Origin of the sequence: Streptomyces sp. NPDC058289 (assembly GCF_042880975.1) — a bacterium.
GTDB classification, from domain to species: Bacteria; Actinomycetota; Actinomycetes; order Streptomycetales; family Streptomycetaceae; genus Streptomyces; species Streptomyces stoeckheimensis.
This window is the reverse complement of record NZ_JBHVYI010000004.1, coordinates 17712-42201: the sequence shown is the minus strand read 5'-3', so window position 1 is coordinate 42201 and position 24490 is coordinate 17712. Positions and strand designations below refer to the sequence as shown.

The 24490-nt window shown below is 70.6% G+C and carries 22 protein-coding genes and 1 pseudogene; 14 read left to right on the top strand and 9 right to left on the bottom strand.

The features are described 5' to 3' along the window. Positions 1 to 77: 77 nt before the first annotated feature. Positions 78 to 566, bottom strand: a complete 489-nt coding sequence (locus ACFVX6_RS02880; protein ID WP_389687296.1) for an ATP-binding protein — start codon at positions 564 to 566, stop codon at positions 78 to 80. 342 nt (positions 567 to 908) lie between these two features. Here ACFVX6_RS02880 and ACFVX6_RS02875 point away from each other — a divergent pair, with 342 nt between their 5' ends. The 7 genes and pseudogenes from ACFVX6_RS02875 (at position 909) to ACFVX6_RS02845 (ending at position 8413) form a co-directional block, all read left to right on the top strand. Then, positions 909 to 1769 (top strand): helix-turn-helix domain-containing protein, encoded by an 861-nt coding sequence (locus ACFVX6_RS02875; protein WP_388504426.1) that lies wholly within the window; start codon positions 909 to 911, stop codon positions 1767 to 1769. A gap of 101 nt (positions 1770 to 1870) precedes the next feature. Beyond that, positions 1871 to 3328 (top strand): aldehyde dehydrogenase family protein, encoded by a 1458-nt coding sequence (locus ACFVX6_RS02870; protein WP_389687294.1) that lies wholly within the window; start codon positions 1871 to 1873, stop codon positions 3326 to 3328. Between the two features lie 60 nt (positions 3329 to 3388). Next, a pseudogene (gene mrdA / locus ACFVX6_RS02865) lies at positions 3389 to 5443 on the top strand (penicillin-binding protein 2); the annotation flags it as partial. Positions 5444 to 5601: 158 nt separating this feature from the next. After that, a complete protein-coding gene (locus tag ACFVX6_RS02860; protein WP_389687292.1) occupies positions 5602 to 6105 on the top strand; it encodes a DinB family protein in 504 nt (167 codons plus the stop codon). A gap of 37 nt (positions 6106 to 6142) precedes the next feature. Continuing rightward, a complete protein-coding gene (locus ACFVX6_RS02855; protein ID WP_389687290.1) occupies positions 6143 to 6742 on the top strand; it encodes a PadR family transcriptional regulator in 600 nt (199 codons plus the stop codon). 124 nt (positions 6743 to 6866) lie between these two features. Beyond that, positions 6867 to 7619 carry a MerR family transcriptional regulator gene (locus ACFVX6_RS02850; protein ID WP_389687288.1) on the top strand — a complete coding sequence of 251 codons (753 nt, stop codon included), beginning with the start codon at positions 6867 to 6869 and terminating at the stop codon, positions 7617 to 7619. Between the two features lie 86 nt (positions 7620 to 7705). Continuing rightward, positions 7706 to 8413: a DedA family protein gene (locus ACFVX6_RS02845; protein ID WP_389687286.1), complete on the top strand. Its 708-nt coding sequence runs from the start codon at positions 7706 to 7708 to the stop codon at positions 8411 to 8413. Between the two features lie 121 nt (positions 8414 to 8534). Here ACFVX6_RS02845 and ACFVX6_RS02840 read toward each other — a convergent pair whose 3' ends face one another. Both ACFVX6_RS02840 and ACFVX6_RS02835 read right to left on the bottom strand, forming a co-directional pair. Then, complete coding sequence (locus ACFVX6_RS02840; protein ID WP_389687284.1) at positions 8535 to 10247, bottom strand: threonine/serine exporter ThrE family protein; 1713 nt, start codon at positions 10245 to 10247, stop codon at positions 8535 to 8537. Between the two features lie 208 nt (positions 10248 to 10455). Continuing rightward, on the bottom strand, positions 10456 to 10950 hold the full coding sequence (locus ACFVX6_RS02835; protein ID WP_266960167.1) for an inorganic diphosphatase: 495 nt from the start codon (positions 10948 to 10950) through the stop codon (positions 10456 to 10458). A 162-nt stretch (positions 10951 to 11112) separates the two neighbouring features. On the opposite strand from ACFVX6_RS02835, the gene dacB reads away from it, so the two are divergent. From dacB to ACFVX6_RS02800, 7 genes are all read left to right on the top strand, one after another. Further along, a complete protein-coding gene (gene dacB, locus ACFVX6_RS02830) occupies positions 11113 to 12567 on the top strand; it encodes a D-alanyl-D-alanine carboxypeptidase/D-alanyl-D-alanine-endopeptidase (RefSeq protein WP_389687282.1) in 1455 nt (484 codons plus the stop codon). Between the two features lie 205 nt (positions 12568 to 12772). Beyond that, a complete protein-coding gene (locus ACFVX6_RS02825; protein WP_389687280.1) occupies positions 12773 to 13924 on the top strand; it encodes a zinc-dependent metalloprotease in 1152 nt (383 codons plus the stop codon). A gap of 231 nt (positions 13925 to 14155) precedes the next feature. Beyond that, positions 14156 to 15280 (top strand): tRNA lysidine(34) synthetase TilS, encoded by a 1125-nt coding sequence (gene tilS / locus ACFVX6_RS02820; protein WP_389687278.1) that lies wholly within the window; start codon positions 14156 to 14158, stop codon positions 15278 to 15280. 66 nt (positions 15281 to 15346) lie between these two features. Next, positions 15347 to 15907 carry a hypoxanthine phosphoribosyltransferase gene (gene hpt / locus ACFVX6_RS02815; protein WP_243339812.1) on the top strand — a complete coding sequence of 187 codons (561 nt, stop codon included), beginning with the start codon at positions 15347 to 15349 and terminating at the stop codon, positions 15905 to 15907. Positions 15908 to 16089: 182 nt separating this feature from the next. Next, the gene (gene ftsH / locus ACFVX6_RS02810) at positions 16090 to 18123 is read left to right on the top strand and encodes an ATP-dependent zinc metalloprotease FtsH (RefSeq protein WP_389687276.1); all 2034 of its coding nucleotides are present in this window, start codon (positions 16090 to 16092) and stop codon (positions 18121 to 18123) included. Between the two features lie 96 nt (positions 18124 to 18219). Next, complete coding sequence (gene folE / locus ACFVX6_RS02805; RefSeq protein ID WP_389687274.1) at positions 18220 to 18828, top strand: GTP cyclohydrolase I FolE; 609 nt, start codon at positions 18220 to 18222, stop codon at positions 18826 to 18828. A 38-nt stretch (positions 18829 to 18866) separates the two neighbouring features. After that, a complete protein-coding gene (locus ACFVX6_RS02800; protein ID WP_389687273.1) occupies positions 18867 to 19418 on the top strand; it encodes a GNAT family N-acetyltransferase in 552 nt (183 codons plus the stop codon). On the opposite strand, the gene ACFVX6_RS02795 is transcribed toward ACFVX6_RS02800, so the two are convergent. The 6 genes from ACFVX6_RS02795 to ACFVX6_RS02770 all read right to left on the bottom strand — a co-directional run bounded on the left by ACFVX6_RS02795 (position 19415) and on the right by ACFVX6_RS02770 (position 24431). Beyond that, positions 19415 to 19903, bottom strand: coding sequence for a DUF3180 domain-containing protein (locus ACFVX6_RS02795; protein WP_389687271.1), 489 nt, complete (start codon positions 19901 to 19903; stop codon positions 19415 to 19417). The two genes, ACFVX6_RS02800 and ACFVX6_RS02795, sit on opposite strands and share 4 nt — an antisense overlap. A 94-nt stretch (positions 19904 to 19997) precedes the next feature. Continuing rightward, on the bottom strand, positions 19998 to 20594 hold the full coding sequence (folK, locus tag ACFVX6_RS02790; protein ID WP_389687470.1) for a 2-amino-4-hydroxy-6-hydroxymethyldihydropteridine diphosphokinase: 597 nt from the start codon (positions 20592 to 20594) through the stop codon (positions 19998 to 20000). 8 nt (positions 20595 to 20602) lie between these two features. Beyond that, positions 20603 to 20962, bottom strand: a complete 360-nt coding sequence (folB, locus tag ACFVX6_RS02785; RefSeq protein WP_030010912.1) for a dihydroneopterin aldolase — start codon at positions 20960 to 20962, stop codon at positions 20603 to 20605. A gap of 141 nt (positions 20963 to 21103) precedes the next feature. Then, the gene (locus ACFVX6_RS02780; RefSeq protein WP_389687269.1) at positions 21104 to 21547 is read right to left on the bottom strand and encodes a nuclear transport factor 2 family protein; all 444 of its coding nucleotides are present in this window, start codon (positions 21545 to 21547) and stop codon (positions 21104 to 21106) included. Beyond that, positions 21544 to 22449 (bottom strand): dihydropteroate synthase, encoded by a 906-nt coding sequence (folP, locus tag ACFVX6_RS02775; protein ID WP_389687267.1) that lies wholly within the window; start codon positions 22447 to 22449, stop codon positions 21544 to 21546. Before folP ends, ACFVX6_RS02780 begins: the two co-directional genes overlap by 4 nt. Before the next feature lie 131 nt (positions 22450 to 22580). Beyond that, a complete protein-coding gene (locus ACFVX6_RS02770; RefSeq protein ID WP_389687265.1) occupies positions 22581 to 24431 on the bottom strand; it encodes a phosphatidylglycerol lysyltransferase domain-containing protein in 1851 nt (616 codons plus the stop codon). Positions 24432 to 24490 lie beyond the last annotated feature (59 nt).

The window sequence follows — 24490 nt, the reverse complement described above, 5'->3', positions numbered from 1 at the left end:
TGCACGTGCAGCGGCCGGGATTGATCGCCATGATCAATCCCGGCCGCTTGTCGCGTATGCGGTGATTGTGCGGTGATTCAGTCCTGGAGCGTGAACAGCGCCCAGACCACCTTGCCGGTCAGTCGCCCCGCGAGCGGGTGCCAGCCCCAGCTGTCGCTGTAGGAGTCGACGAGGAAGAGCCCGCGTCCCGACTCCAGGTCGCTGTTGCGCTCCGTCGCCTCCGGTGCGAAGCACCCGCCGGGCCGGTCCTCGCTGGGATCCCGCACCGCGCACACCAGCCGGGTGCTCCACCGCATCAGGTGGAGGCGCACCGGCGGCTCGCTCTCGCCCGGGGCCGGCCGGGAGTCGTCCGGGAGGGCGTGGCGCAGCGCGTTGGTGACGAGTTCGGAGACGACCAGTGCCACGTCGTCGAACCGGTCGTCGAGGCCCCACTGGGCGAGGGTGGAACGGGTGAAGGTGCGGGCACCGCGCACCGCTTCGAGGCGTGCGGGGAGGGCGCAGGATGCGGACCCGGAGACAGCCGTGGGGTCGACCGGGGGAAGCCCCTGCCGTAACGGCTCGAGCATGGTCGATCCATTCGTCCCCATGCGAGGCACTCCCGGGATTCGAAAGAACTGCGGGGCACGCAGGTGCGCGGGACCATGCTTCCGAATGCCGGAGCCGGATGCAAGGGCAGATGCACGTGCACGCGCCGGACCTGTCCGGTCCCGTGACGGTTCTTGCTCATTTCTTCCTACGCAGACTTACGGACTTCTTTTACAGCGCGGCCAAATCCGTTACAGAACGAGTACGGGCAGATGCGTTTTGGTGGCAGACTGCGGGCCTTGAGGGGCACGGGGGCCCCTGCGACGCAGCCGTACACGCGCATCCGTACGTATCCATCCACCGCATGGGGAGGGGCAGGACTCGTGACCGCAGAAGCCAGTGGTTCTGTGGTGCGCCGCATCCTCCTGGGCTCCCAGCTCAGGCGACTCCGAGAATCCCGCGGCATCACCCGTGAGGCGGCCGGTTACTCGATCCGCGCATCCGAATCGAAGATCAGCCGCTTGGAGTTGGGAAGGGTGAGCTTCAAGGCCAGAGACGTCGAGGACCTCCTCACGCTCTACGGAGTCACGGACGGCGCCGAGCGGGAGTCCCTCCTGGGGCTGGTCCGCGAGGCCAACGTGGCCGGCTGGTGGCACAGCTACGGAGACGTCCTGCCGGGCTGGTTCCAGACGTACGTGGGCCTGGAAGGCGCCGCCTCCCTCATCCGCATCTACGAAGTGCAGTTCGTGCACGGCCTGTTGCAGACCGAGGCCTACGCCCAGGCCGTGGTGAGCCGCGGCATGCCCGGCGCCGGCCGCGCCGAGATCGACCGCCGGGTCGCGCTGCGCCTGGAGCGCCAGAAGGTGCTGGTCTCCGAGAACGCCCCCGTCTTCCACGCCGTCCTCGACGAGGCCGCGCTGCGCCGCCCGTACGGCGACCGGGACGTGATGCGCGGTCAGCTGGAGCACCTCATCGAGATCTCGCAGCGGCCGAACGTGCACCTGCAGGTCATGCCCTTCTCCTTCGGCGGCCACGCCGGCGAGAGCGGCGCCTTCACCCTGCTGCGCTTCCCCGAATCCGACCTCCAGGACGTCGTCTATCTGGAACAGCTCACCAGCGCCCTCTACCTCGACAAAGACGAGGAAGTGGGTCAGTACGAGCGGGCGATGCTGCGCCTCCAGAGCGACTGCCCCGACCCCGACAAGACCCGGGATCTCTTGCGCGGTCTTCTTCAACTGTCTTGATTCGCACGTACTATGACGCCTGATCAGAGCATGACGATGAGCCGGATGACCCCCGGCTCTCCGGTGCAGCGCAAGGAAGCGCGTTCGACGTAAGGGATGGCATGTCCATATTCGAGGACCTGGCTCACCAGTACATCGACGGCGAATGGCTGGCCGGGACCGGGTCGTGGGACATCATCGACGTCAACCCGTACAACGGGGAGAAGCTCGCGGCCATCACCGTGGCCACCGTCGAGCAGGTCGACCGGGCCTACCGGGCCGCCGAGCGCGCCCAGAAGGACTGGGCCGCCACCAGCCCGTACACCAGACGAGCCGTCCTGGAACGCGCCCTGCGGATCACCGAGGAGCGCGAGAAGGAGATCGTCGAGGCGATGATCGACGAGCTCGGCGGGACCCGTCCCAAGGCCGAGTACGAGGTGCACCTCGCGAAGGAGTTCATCCGCGAGGCCATGCAGCTGGCCGTCCGGCCCGAGGGCCGCATCCTGCCCTCGCCGGTCGAAGGCAAGGAGAACCGGATCCAGCGCCTGCCCGTCGGGGTCGTCGCCGTGATCAGCCCCTTCAACTTCCCCTTCCTGGTCACCCTGAAGTCGGTCGCCCCGGCCCTGGCCCTCGGCAACGCCGTCGTCATCAAGCCCAACCAGAACGCGCCCGTCGTCGGCGGCGGGGTCATCGCCAAGATCTTCGAGGAGGCCGGCCTCCCGGCCGGCCTGCTCAACGTCCTGGTCACCGACATCGCCGAGATAGGCGACGCGCTCCTGACCCACCCCGTCCCCAAGGTCATCTCCTTCGCCGGCTCCGACCGGGTCGGCCGGCACGTCGGCGCGGTCGCCGCCCGCCACTTCAAGCGGACCGTCCTGGAGCTCAGCGGCAACAGTGCGCTCGTCGTCCTCGACGACGCCGACCTCGACTACGCGGTGGACGCGGCCGTCTTCAGCCGCTTCGTCTACCAGGGCCAGGTCTGCATGGCCGCCAACCGGATCCTGGTCGACGCCTCGGTCGCCGAGGAGTTCACCGAGAAGTTCACCGCCCGCGTGCGCGCCCTGAAGACCGGCGACCCGCACGAGGCCGACACCCACATCGGCCCGCTGATCAACTCCTTCCAGGCCGACGCCCTCACCGCGCTCGTCGACCGCGCCGTCGACTCCGGCGCGCAGGCGCTCGTACGGGGCTCTACGCGCGGCAACCTGGTCGAGCCCACCGTGCTCGCCGGGCTCCCCGAGGACTCCCCGCTGCTCGGCCAGGAGATCTTCGGCCCCGTCGCCCTCCTCGTGGTCTTCGACGGCGAGGACGAGGCCGTCCGCCTCACCAACGCGACCCCGTACGGACTCAGCGGCGCCGTCCACACGCGGGACGTGGAGCGCGGGGTCCGCTTCGCCCGGCGCATCGAGACCGGCATGATCCACGTCAACGACTCCACCATCGGCGACGAGCCGCTCGCGGCGTTCGGCGGGGAGAAGGCCTCCGGCATGGGCCGCCTCAACGGCGACGCCACCATCGAGGCCTTCACCACCCAGAAATGGATCTCGGTCCAGCACGGCCGGACGCAGTTCCCTTTCTAGCCCCGCGGGGGATCTAGACTCGGGCGGGTCAGGCGAGGACCAGTCCGGGGGAGAGCCGAGTTGAGCAACATACCGGAGACCGGGCGCACACCCCGGGTCCAGAACCGGCTCGTCATGATCCAGATCGTGGTGTTCTCGCTGCTGCTGACCCTCGGCGGGCGTCTGTGGTACCTCCAGATACGCAACGGCCAGGAGTACACGGACGAGGCGAAGAACAACAACACCCAGCAGGTGGTCCAGCCCGCCGTGCGCGGCTCGATCCTGGATTCCCGCGGGATCCCGCTCGCCGACAACGAGACCCGCATGGTGGTCTCCGCCAGCCGCACCGAGCTCTCCAAGATGAAGGACCGCGGCAAGGGCGTCCTGACCCACCTCGCCGGGGTACTGGGCCTGAACCCGGACGACGTGGTCAACGGCGTCCGGCTGTGCGACGCCAAGACCCCCAAGCCCTGCTGGAACGGCTCCCCGTACCAGCCGATCCCCATCACCGACGAGGCGACGACCGACCAGGTCCTGGAGATACGGGAGCACGCCGAGCAGTTCCCCGGCATCACCGCCGAGCCCACCGCCCTGCGCCGCTACGCCGGCCCCGACGGCGCCAACACCTCCCAGGTGCTCGGCTACCTCTCCCCGGTGACCGACGAGGAGATCACCAAGGCGAAGGGCTCCGACTCCCCGTACCTGCGCTCCGACCAGGTGGGCCGCAGCGGCCTGGAGCGCACCTACGACAAGGAGCTCCGCGGCAAGGCGGGCATCACCCGCTACGAGGTGGACAACCTCGGCCGGATCATCGGCGAGGGCGTGAGCGACAAGCCGCAGGCCGGCGCGAACATCGTGACCTCGATCGACTCGCGCGTACAGGCCGTGGCCGAGCGCGAGCTGAACAACGCGATGATCGAGGCCCGCAAGGGCATCGACAAGAACAACACGGGCCGCCACTACGAGGCCGACTCGGGCGCCGTCGTGGTCATGGAGGCCAAGACCGGCCGGGTCGTCGCGATGGCCTCCAACCCGACCTACGACCCGAACGCCTGGGTCGGCGGGATCTCCGCGAAGGACTACGCCTCCCTCACCGACAAGGGATCGAACTACCCGCTGCTGAACCGCGCCATCCAGGGCCAGGCCGCCCCCGGCTCGATCTTCAAGGTGGTCTCCTCGACGGCCGCGGTCAACGCCGGCTACCCCTTCAACAAGCTCTACGGCTGCCCGAGCTCGTACTCGGTCGGCAGCCAGGTCTTCACCAACTTCGAGTCCCAGGGCTACGGCGACATCACCATCGGCAAGGCCCTCGAGGTCTCCTGCGACACCGTCTACTACGCCATCGCCGACAAGGAGTGGAAGAAGGACGGCGGCATCAAGCCCAAGGCGCAGCCCGGCGACTGGTTCTTCAAGACCGCCCACGAGTTCGGCCTCGGCAAGCGCACCGGCATCGACCTGCCCAGCGAGGTCCCCGGCCGGGTCCCCGACCGCCAGTGGAAGAAGGACTTCTTCGAGGCGAACAAGGCCGCCTGGTGCCGCGACGGAAAGAAGGACGGCTCGTACGCCGAGAAGATCGCCTACGAGAACTGCCGCCAGGGCAACCAGCTCCGCGAGGGCGACGCGATCAACTACTCCATCGGCCAGGGCGACACCCTCGTCACCCCGATCCAGATGGCCTCCGTCTACGCCGCCATCGCCAACGGCGGCACGCTGCACCAGCCCGGCATCGGCAAGGCCGTGGTCAGCGCCGACGGCACGTCGGTCAAGGAGATCGCCCCGAAGGAACAGGGCAAGCTCCCCATGAACTCCAAGCTCCGCAACGACATCGACGGAGCCCTCGCCGACGTGGCCACCACCGGCAGCGCGGCCTGGCGGTTCGGCGGCTGGCCGCAGAAGCAGATCCCGATGCACGCGAAGACCGGTACGGCCGAGGTCCAGGGCAAGCAGACCACCTCGTGGTTCGCGTCCTACACCGAGGACTACGCGATCGTGATGACGATCTCCCAGGGCGGCACCGGCTCCGGAGCCTCGGGACCGGCCGTCCGCAAGATCTACGAGGCGATGTACGGCCTGGACGAGAAGGGCGCCCAGGACCTGAAGAAGGCCCTGCTCCCCAAGCCGCAGACGGAGCTCCCGCCGGCCCGGCAGGAAAGTCAGTGATTCCGGGGATTCCCCTGATTGCGGACGGAACCTGACCGCAAGGGTTCGTAACGTGGTTCTTGTCAGCAGGAGAGACCCGCAGGACACCCCGCAGGACAACCACGCAGGACACACGGACAGAAGGCGGTCAGGTCATGGCTCAGATTTCCATGGAGGTCCCCGGTGACGAGCGCGGCACGCTCCTCGCCTTCGTCGAGGCCCAGCGCACGGCGCTGCGCGAGGCCGCGCAGGGGCTGACCGAGGAGCAGGCGGCGAGCAAGCCCAGCGTCAGCGAGCTCTCCGTGTCCGGGCTGCTCAAGCACGCGGCCAACTGCGAGGAGGGCTGGCTGCGGATGGCGCAGGGCGCGACCGAGTACCCGGAGGGTGACTGGGCCGACGGCTTCCGGCTGGTCGAGGGCGAGTCCATGCCTTCGGTGCTGGCCTACTGGGACGGGATCAGGCAGGAGACGGAGGCGTTCATCGCAGCCGTACCCAGCCTCGACGACAGCTTCCCGCTGCCCCCGGCCCCGTGGTTCCCGCAGGACGCCAAGGTCTCGATGCGCTGGATGCTCCTGCACCTGGTGGAGGAGTTCGCCCGGCACGCGGGCCACGCGGACATCATCCGCGAAACCATCGACGGCACCCGCGCCATGGGCTAGCCACGGCGCGCCGGGGCCGGGTCAGTAGCCTGGCCCCATGTCAGCGATCCGCCTCCTCGTCCTCGGCGCAGTCCGCCGGCACGGGCGGGCCCACGGCTACCAGGTCCGGGCCGATCTGGAGTTCTGGGGCGCCCACGAGTGGTCGAACACCAAGCCCGGGTCGATCTACCACGCGCTCAAGCAGATGGCGAAGCAGGGCGTACTGCTGGCCCACGAGGTGGCCCCGTCCGCGGCGGGCGGCCCGCCGCGGACCGAGTACGAGCTGACGGAGGCGGGCCGCGCGGAGTACTTCAAGCTGCTCCGCGAGGCGCTGTCCTCCGCCGACCCGCGGGCCGACGTCCTCGCCTCGGCCCTCGGCTTCATGGTCGACCTGCCCCGCGCGCAGGCGCTGGCCCTGCTCCGCGAGCGCCTGGCCCGGCTGGCCGCCTGGCGCTCCACGGTCACGGACCACTACGTCCCCGCGGAGGGCCCCGAGCCGCTGGGCCACATCGGCGAGATCATGCACCGCTGGATCCACTCGGCGGACGCGGAGGCGGACTGGACCCGGGGGCTGGTCGCCCGGATCGAGGGCGGCGCGTACTCCTTCGCCGACGACCCGGGCGACGCCTTCGCCGGGGTCCTCGCCCCGTCCCCCTGAGCCCCCTGAGCCCCCTGAGCTCCGCCTCCCGAGGTCTGCCCCGTCGTGCCGCTGTCCGGGGTTGCACCTCACGCGACGTGAGGGACCAGGCTGGACGCGTACCCGAGAAGAGGAGCGGAAAGCGATGGGCTACTCCGTGGGCCAGGTCGCCGGATTCGCCGGAGTGACGGTGCGCACGCTGCACCACTACGACGAGATCGGGCTGCTCTCCCCGAGCGGCCGCAGCGGGGCGGGGCACCGGCGGTACGACGACGCCGACCTCGACCGGCTGCAGCGGATCCTGTTCTACCGGGAGCTCGGCTTTCCGCTCGAAGAGGTCGCGGTCCTGCTGGACGATCCGGAATCGGACCCGAGGGAGCAGCTGCGCCGGCAGCACGCCCTCCTGTCCGAGCGGATCGCCCGGCTCCAGCAGATGGCCGCGGCCGTCGAGCACGCCATGGAGGCGAAGAAGATGGGCATCAACCTCACCCCCGAGGAGAAGTTCGAGGTGTTCGGGGATTTCGATCCCGAAGAGCACGCCGAGGAGGCCGAGCGCCGCTGGGGCGACACGTACCGGGAGTCCGCCCGCCGGACCGCCTCGTACACCAAGGAGGACTGGCTGCGGATCCAGGCCCTGGCCGAGGACATCAACCGGCGGTTCGCCGCCCTGCTGGACTCCGGGACGCCCGCGGAGTCCGAGGAGGCCATGGACCTGGCCGAGGAGCACCGCGGCTGGATCAACGGCAGCTACTACTTCTGCACGTACGAGATCCACACCGGCCTCGGTGAGATGTACGTGGCGGACGAGCGGTTCACGGCGTACTACGAGGCCGTCCGGCCCGGACTGGCGGTGTTCGTGCGCGACGCGATCCTGGCGAACGCCGTCCGCAAGGTCTAGCCGCCGTTCCGCTGGAACCAGGCGGGGGTGGTGTGCGTTCATAATTGGACGGACACCCCCACCTGATCCAGGAGAGCCCGGAACCCGTGAACACGCTTGCGCTCGGTCCTGAGTGGATCTCCCCGGAGTACCTGATCGGCCATTTCGGCCTGATCGGCATCCTGGTCATCGTCTTCGCGGAATCCGGTCTCTTCGCCTTCCTGCCCGGAGACTCCCTGCTCTTCACGGCGGGTCTGTTCGTCGCGAGCGGCACCATCAGCCAGCCGCTGTGGCTGGTGTGCACCCTGATCGTGGCCGCCGCCATCATCGGTGACCAGGTCGGATACATGATCGGCAAGGTCTTCGGCCCGAAGATCTTCAACAAGCCGAACTCCAAGCTCTTCAAGCGCGAGAACCTCGACGCGGCGCACGAGTTCATGGAGAAGCACGGCCCCAAGGCCATCGTGCTCGCGCGCTTCGTGCCGATCATCCGCACCTTCGCGCCGATGGTCGCGGGCGCGACCGCGATGAAGTACCGCACCTTCCTGATGTTCAACGTCATCGGCGGCGTGCTGTGGGGCGCGGGCGTCACGGTCTTGGGCCACCAGCTCGGCCAGTTCGAGGTCATCAAGAAGAACGTCGAGCCGATCTTCATCGGCATCGTCCTGATCTCCGTGATCCCGGTGATCTTCGAGGTGCTGAAGTCCCGCAAGAACAAGAAGGCGGCGGCCGAGTCCGGCGCCACGGATTCCGGCGCCGGCGAGGACCCGCAGGCCCCGGGCCAGCAGCGCAGCGGCCGCCACGCCAAGCGCTAGGGGCTGCTCGAAGCCTCGTACGATGCCCCGCCGACCGGGATTCCCGGTCGGCGGGGCATCGCCGTGTCCGGGGCCGACGCGGCCTGGAAGCCGCGGGTGTGCTTCCTGGAACCAGTGCTTCCTAGAACCCGCGGGTGCGCTTCGCCGCGCCGCGCTTGGCCGCACTGGCCGCGCCGGGGATGCGCATGAAGAGGCGGGAGGTCTCGGAGCCGAGGTTGACGCCGATCGCGATGGCGAGGGCGATGGCCGCGGCGTTCGTCAGCGAGCCCAGCCCCTCGTTCAGCCGGTTCTCGGCGATCAGCAGGAGCCCGTAGTACGTGGCCGAGCCGGGCAGCAGCGGGCCGATGGCGGCGGTGACGAAGGGGAGGGCCGAGGAGAACCGGTGCCGGGCGAGGAGCTGTCCGAAGAGGCCGACCAGCCCGGCGGCGATCGCGGTGGACGGCACCGGCGGCATCTTGGCGGCGTAGTGCAGGGCCCCGTAGATCACCCAGGCGATCCCGCCGTTCAGCGTCACGAACCACACGGTGGAACGTTCCTGCTGGAGCAGGATCGCGAACGTGAACACCAGAACCATCGAGGCGGCGATCTGGAGCAGCGGCCGCTGCTCGATCTGGAGGATGTCCTGCGGCTGCGGATTGGAGCCGAACTGCACGCCGACGTAGAGCACCACCAGGACGCCCATGATGATGCCGATGAAGAGGTACATGACCTCCAGCAGCCGGGCGGAGGCGGTGATGTAGTAGCCGGTCAGACCGTCCTGCACGGCCGCGACCAGGGCCCGCCCCGGCAGCAGCGCGAAGAGCCCGCCGGTGATCACGGCGGAGGAGCGCACGTCGAATTCGGTGAGCTTCAGCGCCACGCCCATTGCGGCCGGGGGCATCGCCGCGACCACGAACTGGTAGAACTCCGGCAGCCCGCGCCCGGCGCACAGCCAGGCCAGCCGGTCGCCGAGCACCGCCCCGAGTGCGGCTGCGAAGAACACCAGCACGCCACCGCCGACCAGCGTGGAGGCCGCGCCGGCGAGCAGGCCGGCGGCGCCGGTGAGCACCCAGCCGGGGTACGGGTGCCGGTTGCGGCGGATCTCGGCGAGTCGGCGGTAGGCGTCCTCGAGCGAGATCTCGATCTCGTGCGCGGTGATGTCGTTGACGAGGGCGAACACGGCCGAGAGCCGGGTGTAGTCGGTGCCGCGGCGGCGGACGGTGCGGTTCGCCGACACGGGGTCGTCCACCAGGGAGGGCTGGTGCGTGATCGACAGCAGGGTGAAGGTGACGGTCGGCTCGCAGCGGTCCAGGCCGTAGCTGCGGGCCACGGCGAACATTGCGGCCTCCACGTCCTCGGCGCCCTCGCCGCCCGAGAGCAGCAGCTCGCCGATGCGCAGCGTCAGGTCGAGCACGCGCCCCACGGCCGGTCCGGTCTCCACGGCCAGCCGCTGCGAGGGCTCCGGCACCGGCCGGACGTCGACCGGCATGCGCAGCACCGTGCGCATGCGGTCCTGCCAGGGGGACTCCTTCAACCGGGTGGCGGGGAAGCCCGGAGGGCCGGTGTAGGCCGGCGGGGAGTGGGCGGCGCTGTAGGTGTGCGGCGTGGCGAAGGCGGACGCCGGGCCATCGGGGTCCACGACCACCGACGCGAGCCCGTCGGGGACGGCGAACTCCGAGGTCGGCTGGTCCTCCTCGGTCGCCTCGGGGTCCACCCCGACCCCGTCCGGCACGGAGAACGCACTGTGCGCCTCGTCCGACTTCGGCTTCCGGTCCTCGGTCCCGGATCCTTCGCCTTCCGCCACGCGTCCTCCAGTCCCCGAGCCAGCCGGTATCAGTATGCGGAACCGTTTCATCCACGGCGAAACAAGCATCTGCCCCGCAGCTGAACTTTCAGCCCCGCCAACGATCTTTCGGCCGCCGCCCGGATCGGAGCCGCGCCGCCCCCGGGAAACGCACCCGCACCCGGACACGACAACGGGCGGCACCCCCGTTCAAGGGGTACCGCCCGCGGTGTCAAAGGGGCCGGAGGGGCCTCAGGCCCGCCCCGTCACCGAGCGGAGCTCAGTGCTGGCCGCCCTGCGCCTCGAGGCGCTTGTAGGAGGCCTCGATCTCGGCCTCGGCCTCGGTGCGGCCGACCCAGTTCGCGCCCTCGACCGACTTGCCCGGCTCCAGGTCCTTGTAGACCTCGAAGAAGTGCTGGATCTCCAGGCGGTCGAACTCGGACACGTGGTGGATGTCGCGCAAGTGCTCCACACGCGGGTCGGACGCCGGCACGCACAGCAGCTTGGCGTCGCCGCCCGCCTCGTCCGTCATGTTGAACATGCCGATCGCGCGGCACTTGATCAGGCAGCCCGGGAAGGTCGGCTCGTCAAGGATGACCAGCGCGTCCAGCGGGTCGCCGTCCTCGCCGAGGGTGTTCTCGACGAAGCCGTAGTCGGCCGGGTAGCTGGTCGAGGTGAAGAGGCGACGGTCCAGGCGGATCCGGCCGGTCTCGTGGTCCACCTCGTACTTGTTCCGCGAACCCTTGGGGATCTCGATGGTGACGTCGAACTCCACGTCCTGCTCCTCCATGATCAGCTTCATTGCTTCGGGGATGCGCGATTCACCTGCGTGCGCGGCCGACCCAGCCCTGCCGGGTGGGGTGCCATGCTCGCGGCAAGACGCAATGGTTAAGTGTCCCTCACGCATATGTGTGATCGCGAAAGGGGCTGGTCCGAGGTGCCATTGGTCAAGACCTGGCAGCTCATCGCGGTGTCGGCCGTTGCCGGCCTCGCCCTGTCGGCCGCGACGGTGGCCGCCGCGGGTCCCTGGGACTCCGGCCAGCGTAAGGCCGAGCGGGTCAAGGCCGCCTCTTGGGGCCGTACGGGTGGCGCAGATCACGGTGCCGACACCGCTACGGCGCTCCCGCAGGCCGCCCCCAGCGCCCCCGGCGTGCTCGCCGGCGTCCGCCCGGCCGGGGCCGGCTCCGGCGATGCCTCGGGCGACCAGGCCGGAGCCGCGGACTCCGGGGCCCTCGCCGCCGCCCTGCGGCCGCTGCTCGCCGACCCCGCCCTCGGAACCGCCCGCGGCGCCTCCGTGATCGACACCGCCACCGGGAAGGTCCTCTTCGAAGCCGGGGCCCGGGAAGCCATGACCCCCGCCTCCACCGTCAAGATCGCCACCGCGGCGGCCTCCCTCGCGGCCCTCGGTCCCGACCACCGGATCCGCACCACCGTGACCCCCGGCGCCGGGCCCGGCCAGATCATCCTGGTCGGCGGCGGCGACCCCTCGCTCACCGCCAAGAAGAAGGCCCCCGCCGGCTCCGGCGGCAGCCTCGTCGCCCTCGCCGCGGACACCGCCCAGGCCCTCAAGGCCGCCGGCACCGACTCCGTGGCCCTCGGCTACGACGACTCGCTCTACACCGGCCCCGTCCTCCACCCGATCGGCGAGAACCCCAACCTCGCGCCCGTCACGGCCCTGACCGCCGACGAAGGCCGCCCCGACGAATCCTTCTCCGGCCCCGTCAAGCGCAGCACGGACCCCTCCCGCGACACCGCCCGCGCCTTCGCCGCCCTGCTCAAGGAGCGCGGGGTCAAGGTCACCGGCGAGCCCGCCAAGGCCAAGGCCGCCACCGGGGCCGTCCCGCTCGCCGCCACCCTCTCGCCGCCGCTCGCCGGGCTCGTCGAGCGGATGCTGACCCACAGCGACAACGACATCGCCGAAGCCCTCGCCCGCCAGACCGCCCTCGCCTCCGGAGCGCCCGCGAGCTTCGACGGCGTCGCCCGGGCCATCGGCGCCAAACTCGCCGCCCTCGGCGTCGACACCGGCGGCTCCCGCTTCGCCGACGGCAGCGGCCTCAACCGCGCCGACAAGATCAGCGCCGGCCTGCTCACCGCCCTGCTCGCCAAGGCCGCCGACCCGCAGCGACCCGAACTGCGGCCCGTCCTCACCGGACTGCCCGTCGCCGGATTCACCGGCACCCTGCGCACCCGCAACTCCGGCGGCTCCCCGGCGGCCGGCCTCCTGCGGGCCAAGACGGGCACCCTGAGCGGCGTGAACTCCCTCGCCGGCACCGTCGTCGACCCCACCGGCCGACTGCTCGCCTTCGCGTTCCTGACCGCGAACACCCCGGAGGCCGGCGCCGCGGAGAAGGGCCTCGACAAGCTCGCGGCGGCCGTGGCCAACGGTTCCTAGGGCGCTCTAGGGGGTGTCTTGCCGATCAGGCCGGGCTCGCGGTGTCTGGTGCCTCGCCGCGTTGTCGACGGTCGCCGACGCTCCGCGTCGACTCCCTCCTCCGCCTTGCGATGCACGGCACCAGACACCGCTCCCTGATCCGGCCCGATCGACAAGACGCCCCCTAGGGATCCCGCCCGCGCGCAGGTCCACGTACGGTTGACGCATGACGAGCTTCGGTGGTGCGGAGATGGTCGACTGGAACCTCGCGGTGGCGACCGCGACCAGGCTCGTGCGGCCCGGCCCGGAGGTGAGCCGGGACGAGGCCCGAGCCGTCGTCGCGGAGCTGCGCAGGCACGCCAAGACCTCCGAACGGCACGTGCGCGAGTTCACGCGGATGATGCCCGAAGGCATGACCCCGGTCGACACGCCCGTCCTCGTCGTGGACCGGGCCGGCTGGGTGAAGGCCAACGTGGCGGGCTTCCGCGAGCTCCTGTCCCCCCTCCTCGGCAAGATGCAGGACCGTCGCGCCGGCACCCCCGGCGGCGCCGTGCTCGGCGCGGTCGGCGGCAAGGTCACCGGCGTCGAGCTGGGCATGCTGCTCAGCTTCCTGGCCTCCCGCGTGCTCGGCCAGTACGAGACCTTCGCGCCCGCCGGCCTCGACCTCCCGGGCTCCGCCCCCGGCGGCCGGCTGCTGCTCGTCGCGCCGAACATCGTCCACGTGGAGCGGGAGCTGGAGGTGGACCCGCACGACTTCCGGCTCTGGGTCTGTCTGCACGAGGAGACGCACCGTACCCAGTTCACGGCCGTCCCGTGGCTCCGCGAACATCTGGAGGGCGAAATCCAGACGTTCCTCGGAGCCACCGAAGTGGACCCGATGACCGTGCTGGAGCGCCTGCGCGAGGCCGCCCAGTCCTTCGCCGGAGCCCGCCCCGACGCGGAACACGGGGACGAGGGGCGCTCCCTCGTCGAGCTCGTCCAGACCCCCGAGCAGCGCGAGGTACTGGCCCGGCTCACCGCCGTCATGTCCCTCCTGGAGGGCCACGCCGACTTCGTCATGGACGGGGTCGGCCCCGAGGTCGTGCCCTCGGTCGCCGAGATCCGCGAGAAGTTCCAGCAGCGCAGGGCCAGCGGCGCCGGCCGGCTCGACGCCGCCCTGCGCAAACTCCTCGGCCTCGACGCCAAGCTGCGCCAGTACCGCGACGGGGAACGCTTCGTGCGCGCCGTCGTCGGCCAGGTCGGCATGGACGGCTTCAACCGGGTCTGGACCTCCCCGAACACACTGCCGACCAAGTCCGAGATCGCCAGGCCCGCGGACTGGGTGGCCCGCGTCCACCGCAAGGGGAGCGAGCAGAGCGAGGCGAGCGAAGAGGTGTGACCCAAGAGGCGTGAAGATGTCCCTCTGGGGGAAGCAGCGTCACCCGTCCGAGGGACCGTGGGGCGTGGAAGGGCGTGCGATGCTCGAGGAACGGCTCGGTTCTGTCACCATCGTCGCACTCTGAGTGACAACCCCCACTCGCGGGGGAGCCGGGCAGCACACCGGCACACCACCCCCCAACGCCTCCCCAGCGCCTCCGAGGCATCCGAACTCCACCGAAGGGCACCGGACATGGGTCCCCATCCTGCGGTCGCGGCGATACGCCTGGCGGTCCGCCGCGTACTCCACGACGTCCTCACCGACCTCACAGAACTCAATAGCCGGCCCGCTCCCACCCCCGCGCCCCGGGTCGGCCGCCCCGGCCGCACCGTCGGTTCCTCGGCCGGTGCCGCCCCCCACGACCCGCTCCCCGACACCGCTCCGCTCGTCCTCGTCGCCTGCTCCGGCGGCGCGGACTCCATGGCGCTCGCCTCCGCCCTCGCCTTCGAGGCCCCCAAACTCGGAATCCGGGCCGGCGGCATCACCGTCGACCACGGCCTCCAGGACGGCTCCGCCCTGCGCGCCGCCGAGGTCGTCTCCCGCATGACCGCGCTGCGCCTCGACCCCGTCGAGTCCGTCGCCGTGCGCGTCGGCCGCGACGGAGGCCCCGAAGCCGCCGCCCGCGACGCCCGCTACGCCGCCCTGGACGAGGCCGCCGACCGGCTGGGCGCCGTCGCCGTGCTGCTCGGCCACACCCGCGACGACCAAGCCGAAACCGTCCTGCTGGGCCTCGCCCGCGGCTCCGGCATCCGCTCGCTCTCCGGCATGGCGGAAGTCTCCGGAGGCCCCGGAGACCCCGGCACCCGCGGCCGCAGCCACCGCTACCGCCGACCCTTCCTCCAGGTCGACCGGCAGACCGCCCGCAAGGCCTGCATGGTCCAGTCCCTGTCGGTCTGGGACGACCCGCACAACCTCGACCCCGCCTACACCCGCTCCCGGCTGCGCCACGAGGGACTGCCCGCCCTGGAGAAGGCGCTCGGCAAGGGGGTCGTGGAGGCGCTCGCCCGCACCGCCCAGCTCTCCCGCGACGACGCCGACGCCCTGGACGCCTGGGCCGCCGAGGCCGAGAGCGGCGTACGCGACGAAGACGGCCGCCTGGAGTGCGCCAAGTTGTACGCGCTGCCCCCCGCGGTCCGCCGCCGCGTACTGCGCCGGGCGGTCGTCGCCGCCGGTTCCCCCGCAGGCTCCCTCTTCGCCCGCCACATCGAGGAAGTCGACCGGCTCATCACCGGATGGCGCGGTCAGGGAGCCATCAACCTGCCCGGCCGGGTGGAGGCCCAGCGGCAGGGTGGCAGACTGGTCATCCGGCAGGGCTGATTGGTGCTGAAACACGGCTGAGTCCTCCGGGGTCACCCCCCGGAGCCCCAGCCGACAACGAAAGTGATGCGGGTGGACGAGAAGGACATGGGCAACGACCTCCAGTCGGTGCTCATCACCAAGGAAGAGATCGACGCGAAGCTGGCAGAGCTGGCCGCGAAGATCGACGCGGAGTACGCGGGCAAGGACCTGCTCATCGTCGGCGTCCTCAAGGGCGCGGTGATGGTGATGGCGGACCTGGCGCGCGCCTTGTCCACCCCGCTCACCATGGACTGGATGGCGGTGTCCTCGTACGGCGCCGGGACCCAGTCCTCGGGCGTGGTGCGGATCCTCAAGGACCTGGACACCGACATCAAGGACAAGCACGTCCTGATCGTCGAGGACATCATCGACTCGGGCCTGACCCTGTCGTGGCTGCTGTCGAACCTCGGCTCCCGCCAGCCGGCCTCCCTGGAGGTCGTCACGCTGCTGCGCAAGCCCGACGCCGCCAAGGTCGCCATCGACGTGAAGTGGGTCGGCTTCGACATCCCGAACGAGTTCGTCGTCGGCTACGGCCTCGACTACGCCGAGAAGTACCGCAACCTGCCGTTCGTCGGCACCCTCGCTCCCCACGTCTACGGCGGCTGATCCAGCGCCCGACAGGGGAACCCTGGAGCGTTTCCCGCCGTTGGAGCATGGAAAGGCGGGTCTGTCAGCCGTCCCATGAGGCCGCGGGTGACAATGCAGGGGTACATTCCGAAGAACAGTCTTTACTCACAGCAGCATTTACCTACGGGCAGGAGGGACGGGGTGCCTAGCGCCCCGTATGGATGGACGTGAAGCGATACTTCCGTGGGCCGGTTATGTGGATCGTGCTGGCCGTCCTCGCCGTGGTCGTGTTGATGAACGTCGTCGGCTCCGGCGGCGGCTACAAGTCGGTGGAGACCAGCGAGGTCATCAAGGCGATCAACAGTGGCCAGGTGGACAGCGCCAAGCTCACCACCGGTGACAGCCAGATGATCAAGATCGAGCTGAAGAAGGACCAGAAGCTCGGCGACAACGACGGCACCAAGTTCCAGGCCAACTACATCGGGGACCAGGGCGTACAGCTCGCCCAGAACCTCCAGACCAAGTACGAAGCCGGTCAGATCCCTGACGGATACTCCGTCACGCCGGACAAGACCAGCCCGTTCCTGAGCGTGCTGCTCTCGCTGCTGCCGTTCGTCCTCATCGTCGTGGTCTTCCTGTTCCTGATGAACCAGATGCAGGGCGGCGGCTCCCGAGTGATGAACTTCGGGAAGTCCAAGGCCAAGCTCATCACCAAGGACACCCCGAAGACGACGTTCGCCGATGTCGCGGGCTCCGACGAAGCCGTCGAGGAACTCCACGAGATCAAGGAGTTCCTCCAGGAGCCGGCGAAGTTCCAGGCCGTCGGCGCCAAGATCCCCAAGGGCGTGCTGCTCTACGGCCCGCCCGGCACCGGTAAGACCCTGCTCGCGCGTGCCGTCGCGGGCGAGGCCGGTGTCCCCTTCTACTCGATCTCCGGTTCCGACTTCGTCGAGATGTTCGTCGGTGTCGGTGCCTCGCGTGTCCGCGACCTGTTCGAACAGGCCAAGGCCAACGCTCCGGCGATCGTCTTCGTCGACGAGATCGACGCCGTCGGCCGGCACCGCGGTGCGGGCCTCGGCGGCGGTCACGACGAGCGCGAGCAGACCCTCAACCAGCTGCTCGTCGAGATGGACGGCTTCGACGTGAAGGGCGGGGTCATCCTGATCGCCGCCACGAACCGTCCCGACATCCTCGACCCGGCCCTCCTGCGCCCCGGCCGCTTCGACCGCCAGATCGCGGTCGACCGTCCGGACATGCAGGGCCGTCTGGAGATCCTCAAGGTCCACCAGAAGGGCAAGCCGGTCGCCCCGGACGTGGACCTGGGCGCCGTCGCCCGCCGTACGCCCGGCTTCACGGGTGCCGATCTCGCCAACGTCCTGAACGAGGCCGCGCTGCTCACGGCCCGCTCGGACGGGAAGCTGATCGACAACCACGCGCTGGACGAGGCGATCGACCGCGTCGTGGCGGGTCCGCAGAAGCGGACCCGGATCATGTCGGACCGGGAAAAGAAGATCACCGCGTACCACGAGGGCGGACACGCCCTGGTCGCGGCGGCTTCCCCGAACTCCGACCCGGTCCACAAGATCACGATCCTGTCCCGCGGCCGGGCCCTGGGTTACACCATGGTCCTGCCCGACGAGGACAGGTACTCGACCACGCGCAACGAGATGCTCGACCAGCTGGCGTACATGCTGGGCGGGCGCGCGGCCGAGGAGCTGGTCTTCCACGACCCGACCACGGGCGCGGCGAACGACATCGAGAAGGCCACGGCAACGGCCCGCGCGATGGTCACCCAGTACGGCATGACCGAGCGTCTCGGCGCGATCAAGTTCGGCGGCGACAACACCGAGCCGTTCCTGGGCCGCGAGATGTCGCACCCGAGGGACTACTCGGAGGAGGTTGCCGCGCTGGTCGACGAAGAGGTCAAGAAGCTCATCGAGACCGCGCACAACGAGGCCTGGGAGATCCTGGTCGAGAACCGCGACGTCCTCGACAACCTGGTCCTCGCCCTCCTGGAGAAGGAGACGCTCAACAAGGAGCAGATCGCCGAGGTCTTCTCGACGATCGTGAAGCGCCCGGCCCGCCCGGCGTGGACCGGCTCCTCGCACCGCACGCCGTCCACCCGTCCGCCGGTGCTCTCTCCCAAGGAGCTCCAGCTGACGAACGCGGCGAACGGCACGTCGGCGGCGTCCTCGACCGCCGTGTCGGTGGAGAAGACCCCGGAGCCCTCCCCGGAGGAGCATCCGGAGGCCTGATCCCTCCCGGAATGGATGCCGCGCCCCCCAGGTTCTAGCCTGGGGGGCGCGGCACTTTCACATGCCCGCGACTGCACAGACAGGAACGAGGAAGAGATGACCGACCCAGTGACCCTGACCGGTGGCGAGGGCACGATCGGCGAGTTCGACGAGAAGCGCGCCGAGGCGGCCGTCCGCGAGCTCCTGATCGCGGTCGGCGAGGACCCGGACCGCGAGGGGCTGCTGGCGACGCCGGGGCGGGTCGCGCGGGCGTACAAGGAGATATTCGCCGGCCTGTACCAGAAGCCCGAGGACGTCCTGACGACGACGTTCGACCTCGGCCACGACGAGATGGTCCTGGTGAAGGACATCGAGGTCATGAGCACGTGTGAGCACCATTTGGTGCCGTTCCACGGCGTGGCCCACGTCGGTTACATCCCGTCCCTCGACGGCAAGATCACCGGCCTGTCGAAGCTCGCCCGCCTCGTGGACGTCTTCGCCCGCCGCCCCCAGGTGCAGGAGCGGCTGACGACGCAGATCGCCGAGTCGGTCATGGAGATCCTGGACCCGCGCGGGGTCATCGTGGTCATCGAGTGCGAGCACATGTGCATGACCATGCGCGGCGTCCGCAAGCCCGGCGCGAAGACCATCACCTCGGCCGTACGCGGCCAGCTCCGCGACCCCGCGACCCGCAACGAGGCGATGAGCCTGATCATGGCCCGCTAGACGGGCAGGCGGCGCCGGTGCGTGTCAGCATCGGAGGCATGCACTACAGGGCGGCCACAGGGGCGGACGCACCGGCCATGGCGGGGCTGTTTGCCGCCAATCATCATGATGCGCTGAGCGAGGAGGAGCGGTCCCGGCACGGGTTCGTGCAGGGGGCGCTCGACGTGGAGGCGCTGCGCGCGATGGCCGAGGGCGGGGGGCTGCTCGTCGCGGACGACGTAGGGGAGATCGCCGGGCTGCTCGGGCTCGTACGGGCCGAGAGCGTGCCCGGGCCGCCGCCGCCCGTGCGGGCGCTGCTGGGGGCCCGGGATTCGCTGCTGTGGCACGGGCGGCCGCTCGGGGCCGTGCGGTGGCTGCTCTACGGGCCCGTCGTGGTCGCGGCCGCGTACCGGGGCCGGGGGATCGCCCGGGGGCTGTTCAGCGCCGCGCGGGAGGCCGCCTCGGGGCGGGCCGAGGTGATGGTGGCCTTCATCGAGATGACCAACCGGGTCTCGTGGACGGTGCACGTCGACGGGCTGGGCATGACCCCGCTCGGGGAGTTCGACCTCGACGGCCGCCTGTACGGGGTGGTCGGCGCGGCCTGCGATTAGGCGCGCGCCGGGGCCTCGGGGGCGGGGTCTTCGTCGTCCGGGAGCTTCAGGACGTGTTCCAGGAAGAGGGCCGCCGCGACGACCGCCGCGCCCGCCAGGACCGAGAATCCGGCGTACCAGGTCTGGTCGCGGCGGGCGGGGACGTCCATCGCGGAGGTGAGCAGGAAGACGCCGACGCCGCCGTAGGCGCCCGCGACCAGGGCCGCCACCAGGGCGCTGGCCTGGCCGAAGACGACCGCGCGGGCCGCCATGAGCGGCTCCACGCCCTTGGCGCCGGGCACGCGCTCGCGCTGGGCCTTCAGGCGGGAGCGCAGCGACAGGGCCGTCGCCAGCAGGACCACGGCGATGGCGCCGAGCACGATCGGCGCGGCCACCGGGACGCCGGGGAGCGTGCCGTACGCGTTCCACAGCCGGGCTCCGGCCCAGGACAGCACCGCGGCGATCGCGAAAATGCCCGCCAGGACCGCCGGCCTCAGTTGCTTCACGTGCGCCTCTCCCGCCATTCCCGCAGCGCACGCTCTCCGTGCGTGCGTATCCGGTGATCCTAAGTGTTCGACGGCCCCGCCCCGCGGGCGCGGCTCACTCGGGGAGGCGCAGTTCCAGGTCCTCGCGCCGGGTGAGCCCGGCGGGGCCGACTGCGGCCAGGAGCGCGGCGACGGGCCCGTGGCCCGGGATCTGCGCCTCGGGGTCGATGTCGTTCCAGGGGGCCAGCACGAAGGCGCGCTGGTGGGCGCGCGGGTGCGGGAGGGTGAGGACGGGATCGGCGGAGACCACTTCGGCGTACGAGATGATGTCGACGTCGATCGTGCGGGGCCCCCAGCGCTCCTCGCGGACGCGGTCGAAGGCTTCCTCGATGGCGTGGCCGCGCTCCAGCAGGGAGCTGGGGGGCAGGGTGGTCTTCACCGAGATGACGGCGTTGAGGTACGAGGGCTGCGAGCCCGCGTCCACGCCCCACGGCTCCGTCTCGTAGACGGGGGAGACGGCCTTGACCCGAAGGCCCGGGGTGTCTCCGAGGGCGTCGATGGCGCCCTGGAGGGTCTCCAGGCGGTTGCCCAGGTTCGCGCCCAGCGCGACGACGGCCCACTTGGGGTTGGACAAGGTGACGTCCGCCGCGTCGACCGCTTCGACCACGGAGGCGGGTACCGGCTGGACGGTGGGGTCGCTCTGGGCGTTCATTCCGTTGTTCACGCGCGGCTCCGGGTGATCGTGATGGTCACGTCGTCGAAGGGGACGGTGATCGGCGCGTCCGGTTTGTGGACGACGACCTCCACCTGGGCGACCGCTTCGTGCTTGAGGCACTGCTGGGCGATCCGCTCGGCGAGGGTCTCGATCAGGTCCACGGGCTCGCCCTGGACCACGTCGACGACTTCTTCCGCGACTACCCCGTAGTGCACCGTCTTAGCCAGGTCGTCGCCCGCCGCCGCAGGGCGGGTGTCGAGGTGGAGCACCAGGTCGACGATGAAGGTCTGGCCTTCCTCGCGTTCCCGGGGGAAGACGCCATGGTGCCCGCGAGCCTTGAGGCCGCGCAGCGCGACACGATCCACGCGAATCACTCCTGCTTTTCGTAGGTGCTTCCGGTCCGGGACTCCCCGGATCCATGGTCGGAGCCGAGTGCGGTCGGCGTCGTCCATCTTCGAATTTACCTGCGAAATACCTCGGACCCCGACAGCATCCCGACTGAGGGGCTAGGAGGGCTCCTCCTCGTCGTCCTCGTCGGAGTCGGTGAGGACGGGAGAACCGTGGTGCGACCAGAGGCGCCAGCCCTCCGGTGTGCGTCGGAACACATTCGTCGCGACGACGAGCTGGCCGACGAGCGGGCCCAGTTCCCCGCCGTCCTCGGCGGGTCCGCCGCTGAGGATGTTCTCGGTGCAGGTCACCAGGGCGGTGTCGCCTATGACGGTGACCTTGGTGTCGGTCAGGAAGAACTGGATGTACTCGGTGTGCGACATGATCAGCGCGTAGGAGCGCAGCACTTCGCCGCGTCCGGACAGCACCGGCCAGCCCGGGTGCACGCAGGAGATCTCGTCTTCGAGCCAGAGCGCCGACAGTGCGTCGAAGTCCCCCCGCTCCATGGCCTCGTAGAAGGCCGTGTTGACCTCTTCGACGGATTCGATGTCGGTACGGCTCACCGTGCCCCTTCCTCGTTGCTACGGGTCGTACGCAGTGCCCCTTCCACGGCACGGGCCACCCGAACCGCGTCGGCGCTCGCCCGTACCTCGTGGACCCGTACGGCCCAGGCGCCCCGGGCGGCGGCGATGGCGGTGACGGCGGCGGTGGCGGCGTCGCGTTCGCGGGCGGGCGGCGGGGAGGCGTCGTCGGCGCCGGCCAGCACCCGGCCGAGGAAACGCTTCCGCGAGGCGGCCACCAGCAGCGGGAAGCCCAGCGCGCGCAGCTCGGAGAGGTGGGCGACCAGGGCGAGGTCGTGCTCGGCGTTCTTGGCGAATCCGAGGCCCGGGTCGACCAGGAGCCGTTCGGGGGCGATGCCGCCGGTGACGACGGCGTCGATGCGGGTGCGGAGTTCGGCGGTGACCTCGGCGAGGACGTCCTCGTAGACGGCGAGGCTGTTCATGCCGTCGCTGAAGCCGCGCCAGTGCATGACGATGAAGGGCACCTCGGCGGCGGCGACGGCCGGGATCATGCCCGGGTCGGCGAGGCCGCCGCTGACGTCGTTGACCAGGGTGGCGCCGGCGGCGACGGCCCGGGCGGCGACGGAGGCGCGCATGGTGTCGACGGAGACGACGACGCCTTCGGAGGCGAGGCCGCGGACGACGGGGACGACCCGGCGCAGCTCTTCCTCCTCGTCGACGCGGGAGGCGCCGGGGCGGGTGGACTCGCCGCCGACGTCCACGAGGTCGGCGCCCTGGGCGACGAGGTCGAGCCCGCGCTTGACGGCCGCGGTGGTGTCGAACCAGCGGCCGCCGTCGGAGAAGGAGTCGGGGGTGACGTTGACGACGCCCATGACCGCGCAGCGGTCCCAGTCGGGGAGGCCTGTCACCAGGCCCCTGGGGGCGGGACCGCTGTTCGTGTTCATGGTTCCCAGGGTAGGGCCCGTGTCCTCGGCCCGGCCGGACGGCCGTGGGGACCCCCAGCCGGGGCTGCGCCCCGGACCCCTTCCGCGCCTCGAACGCCGCCGGGCCTGGAGTCGGCCCGGCGGGAAGCGGCTCAGGCGGCCCGGACCCCACGCTCCGCCTGGGCGGGCACGGTCTGCACGCGGTGGTGGGCGCAGGTGCGGACCGGCTTGGGACGCCGGCGGCCGGCGAACAGGCGGGGCAGGGCGAGCGTGACGAAGCCCTCGGCCTGCATCGCGGCGAAGCCGATGCGGGGCAGGTCCCGGGTGGTGCGGAAGACCACGAAGCGGGGCTCCCAGCGGGGGCGGAACTTCGCGTTGAACTTGTACAGCGACTCGATCTGGAACCAGCGCGAGAGGAACACGAGCAGGCTGCGCCACATCCGCAGGACCGGGCCGGCGCCGATCTTCTCGCCGCGAGCCAGGGCCGAGCGGAACATCGCGAAGTTCAGGGAGACCTTCTCGATGCCGAGCGCCGGGGAGGCCTCCAGGGAGGCGACGATCAGCAGTTCGTTCATGCCGGGGTCGGCGGCGCGGTCGCGGCGCATCAGCTCCAGCGACATGCCGTCCTTGCCCCAGGGGACGAAGTGCAGGACGGCCTTGAGGTCGCCGAAGGGCGAGGCGTCGCCCTCCTCGACGCGGTGTGCGGTGGCGATGTAGCAGTCGCCGTCGCCCGGGTCGCCGACGCGGCCCAGCGCCATGGAGAAGCCGCGTTCGGTGTCGGTGCCGCGCCAGGCCTCGGCGGCGCCGCGCACCTGCTCCAGCTCGGCGGCGGTCAGCTCGCTGACCCGGCGGACCTTGGTGGTGTAGCCGTTGCGCTCGATGCGCTTCACCATCTGCCGGACGTTGCGCATCGCCCGGCCGGAGAGGGAGAAGTCTTTGACGTCGACGATCGCCTCGTCCCCGAGCTCCAGGGCGTCGAGGCCGGTCTCGCGGGTCCAGACCTCGCCGCCGGTCTCGCTGCAGCCCATGACGGCGGGGGTCCAGGAGTGGGTCTTGGCCTCCTCCATGAACCGTTCGATGGCGCCGGGCCAGGCCTCGACGTCGCCGACCGGGTCGCCGGAGGCGAGCATCACGCCGGAGACGACGCGGTAGGTGACGGCGGCCTTGCCGCTGGGGGAGAAGACGACGGCCTTGTCGCGGCGGAGCGCGAAGTGGCCCAGCGAGTCGCGGCCGCCGTGCCGGGCGAGCAGCTCGCGGAGCTTGACCTCGTCGTCGGCGGTGAGCCGGGCGGCCGGGTGCTCGGGGCGGAAGGCCAGGTAGATGGTGGTGACGGCGGTCAGCATGCCGAGGGCGCCCAGCGAGTAGCCGACGGTCCAGGACACCCGGCCGGCGTAGTCGACGGGGCCCTCGAAGCCGAAGAGCCCGTAGACGACGTGGCTGATCTGTTCATAAACACCCGGATTGCCTACAACGCGGCCGGGGTGCGAGTTGACGATGACCAGACCGAGGCCGATGGACCCCGCGCTCATCAGCACGAAGTTGGCGAGCGCCTTCCAGCGGCTGCGCGGGTCGGGCAGCGCCTTGAACTCACCCTGATGGCGCAGCAGGAGTGCCAGGAGCACCGCCGCGATGACCACGCTGATGACCGAGTGGCGGTACGTGAACTGCGCGACGGCGCCGGCCGGCAGCAGCACCACGGCGGCCCGCCAGGCGCGCCGCTTGCGGCGCTTGAGCCCGTGGGCGAGCAGCAGGAGCAGGACGCCGGCGCTGAGGGCCAGGGCGGCGGCGAAGGGACCGAAGGAGCCGGGCAGCACCTCGGTGACCGCGTGGATGCGGCTGTGCCGGAAGCGCGGGAAGACTCCCGCGGCGATGTCCAGCAGGCCGACGACCGTGACGGCGGTGCCCACGACTCCGGGGACGGACTCCGGTCGGGGGCCTCGGAGGATTCGGCTGACAGGCTTCGGAACCTGTCCCGACTTATCGCCATCTATCCTGCTAGACATCGCTTCCCGTTGCTCCGCGAGAGATCATGTGGCCGAAGGCCGCTGGGGCCCTTCGTTGG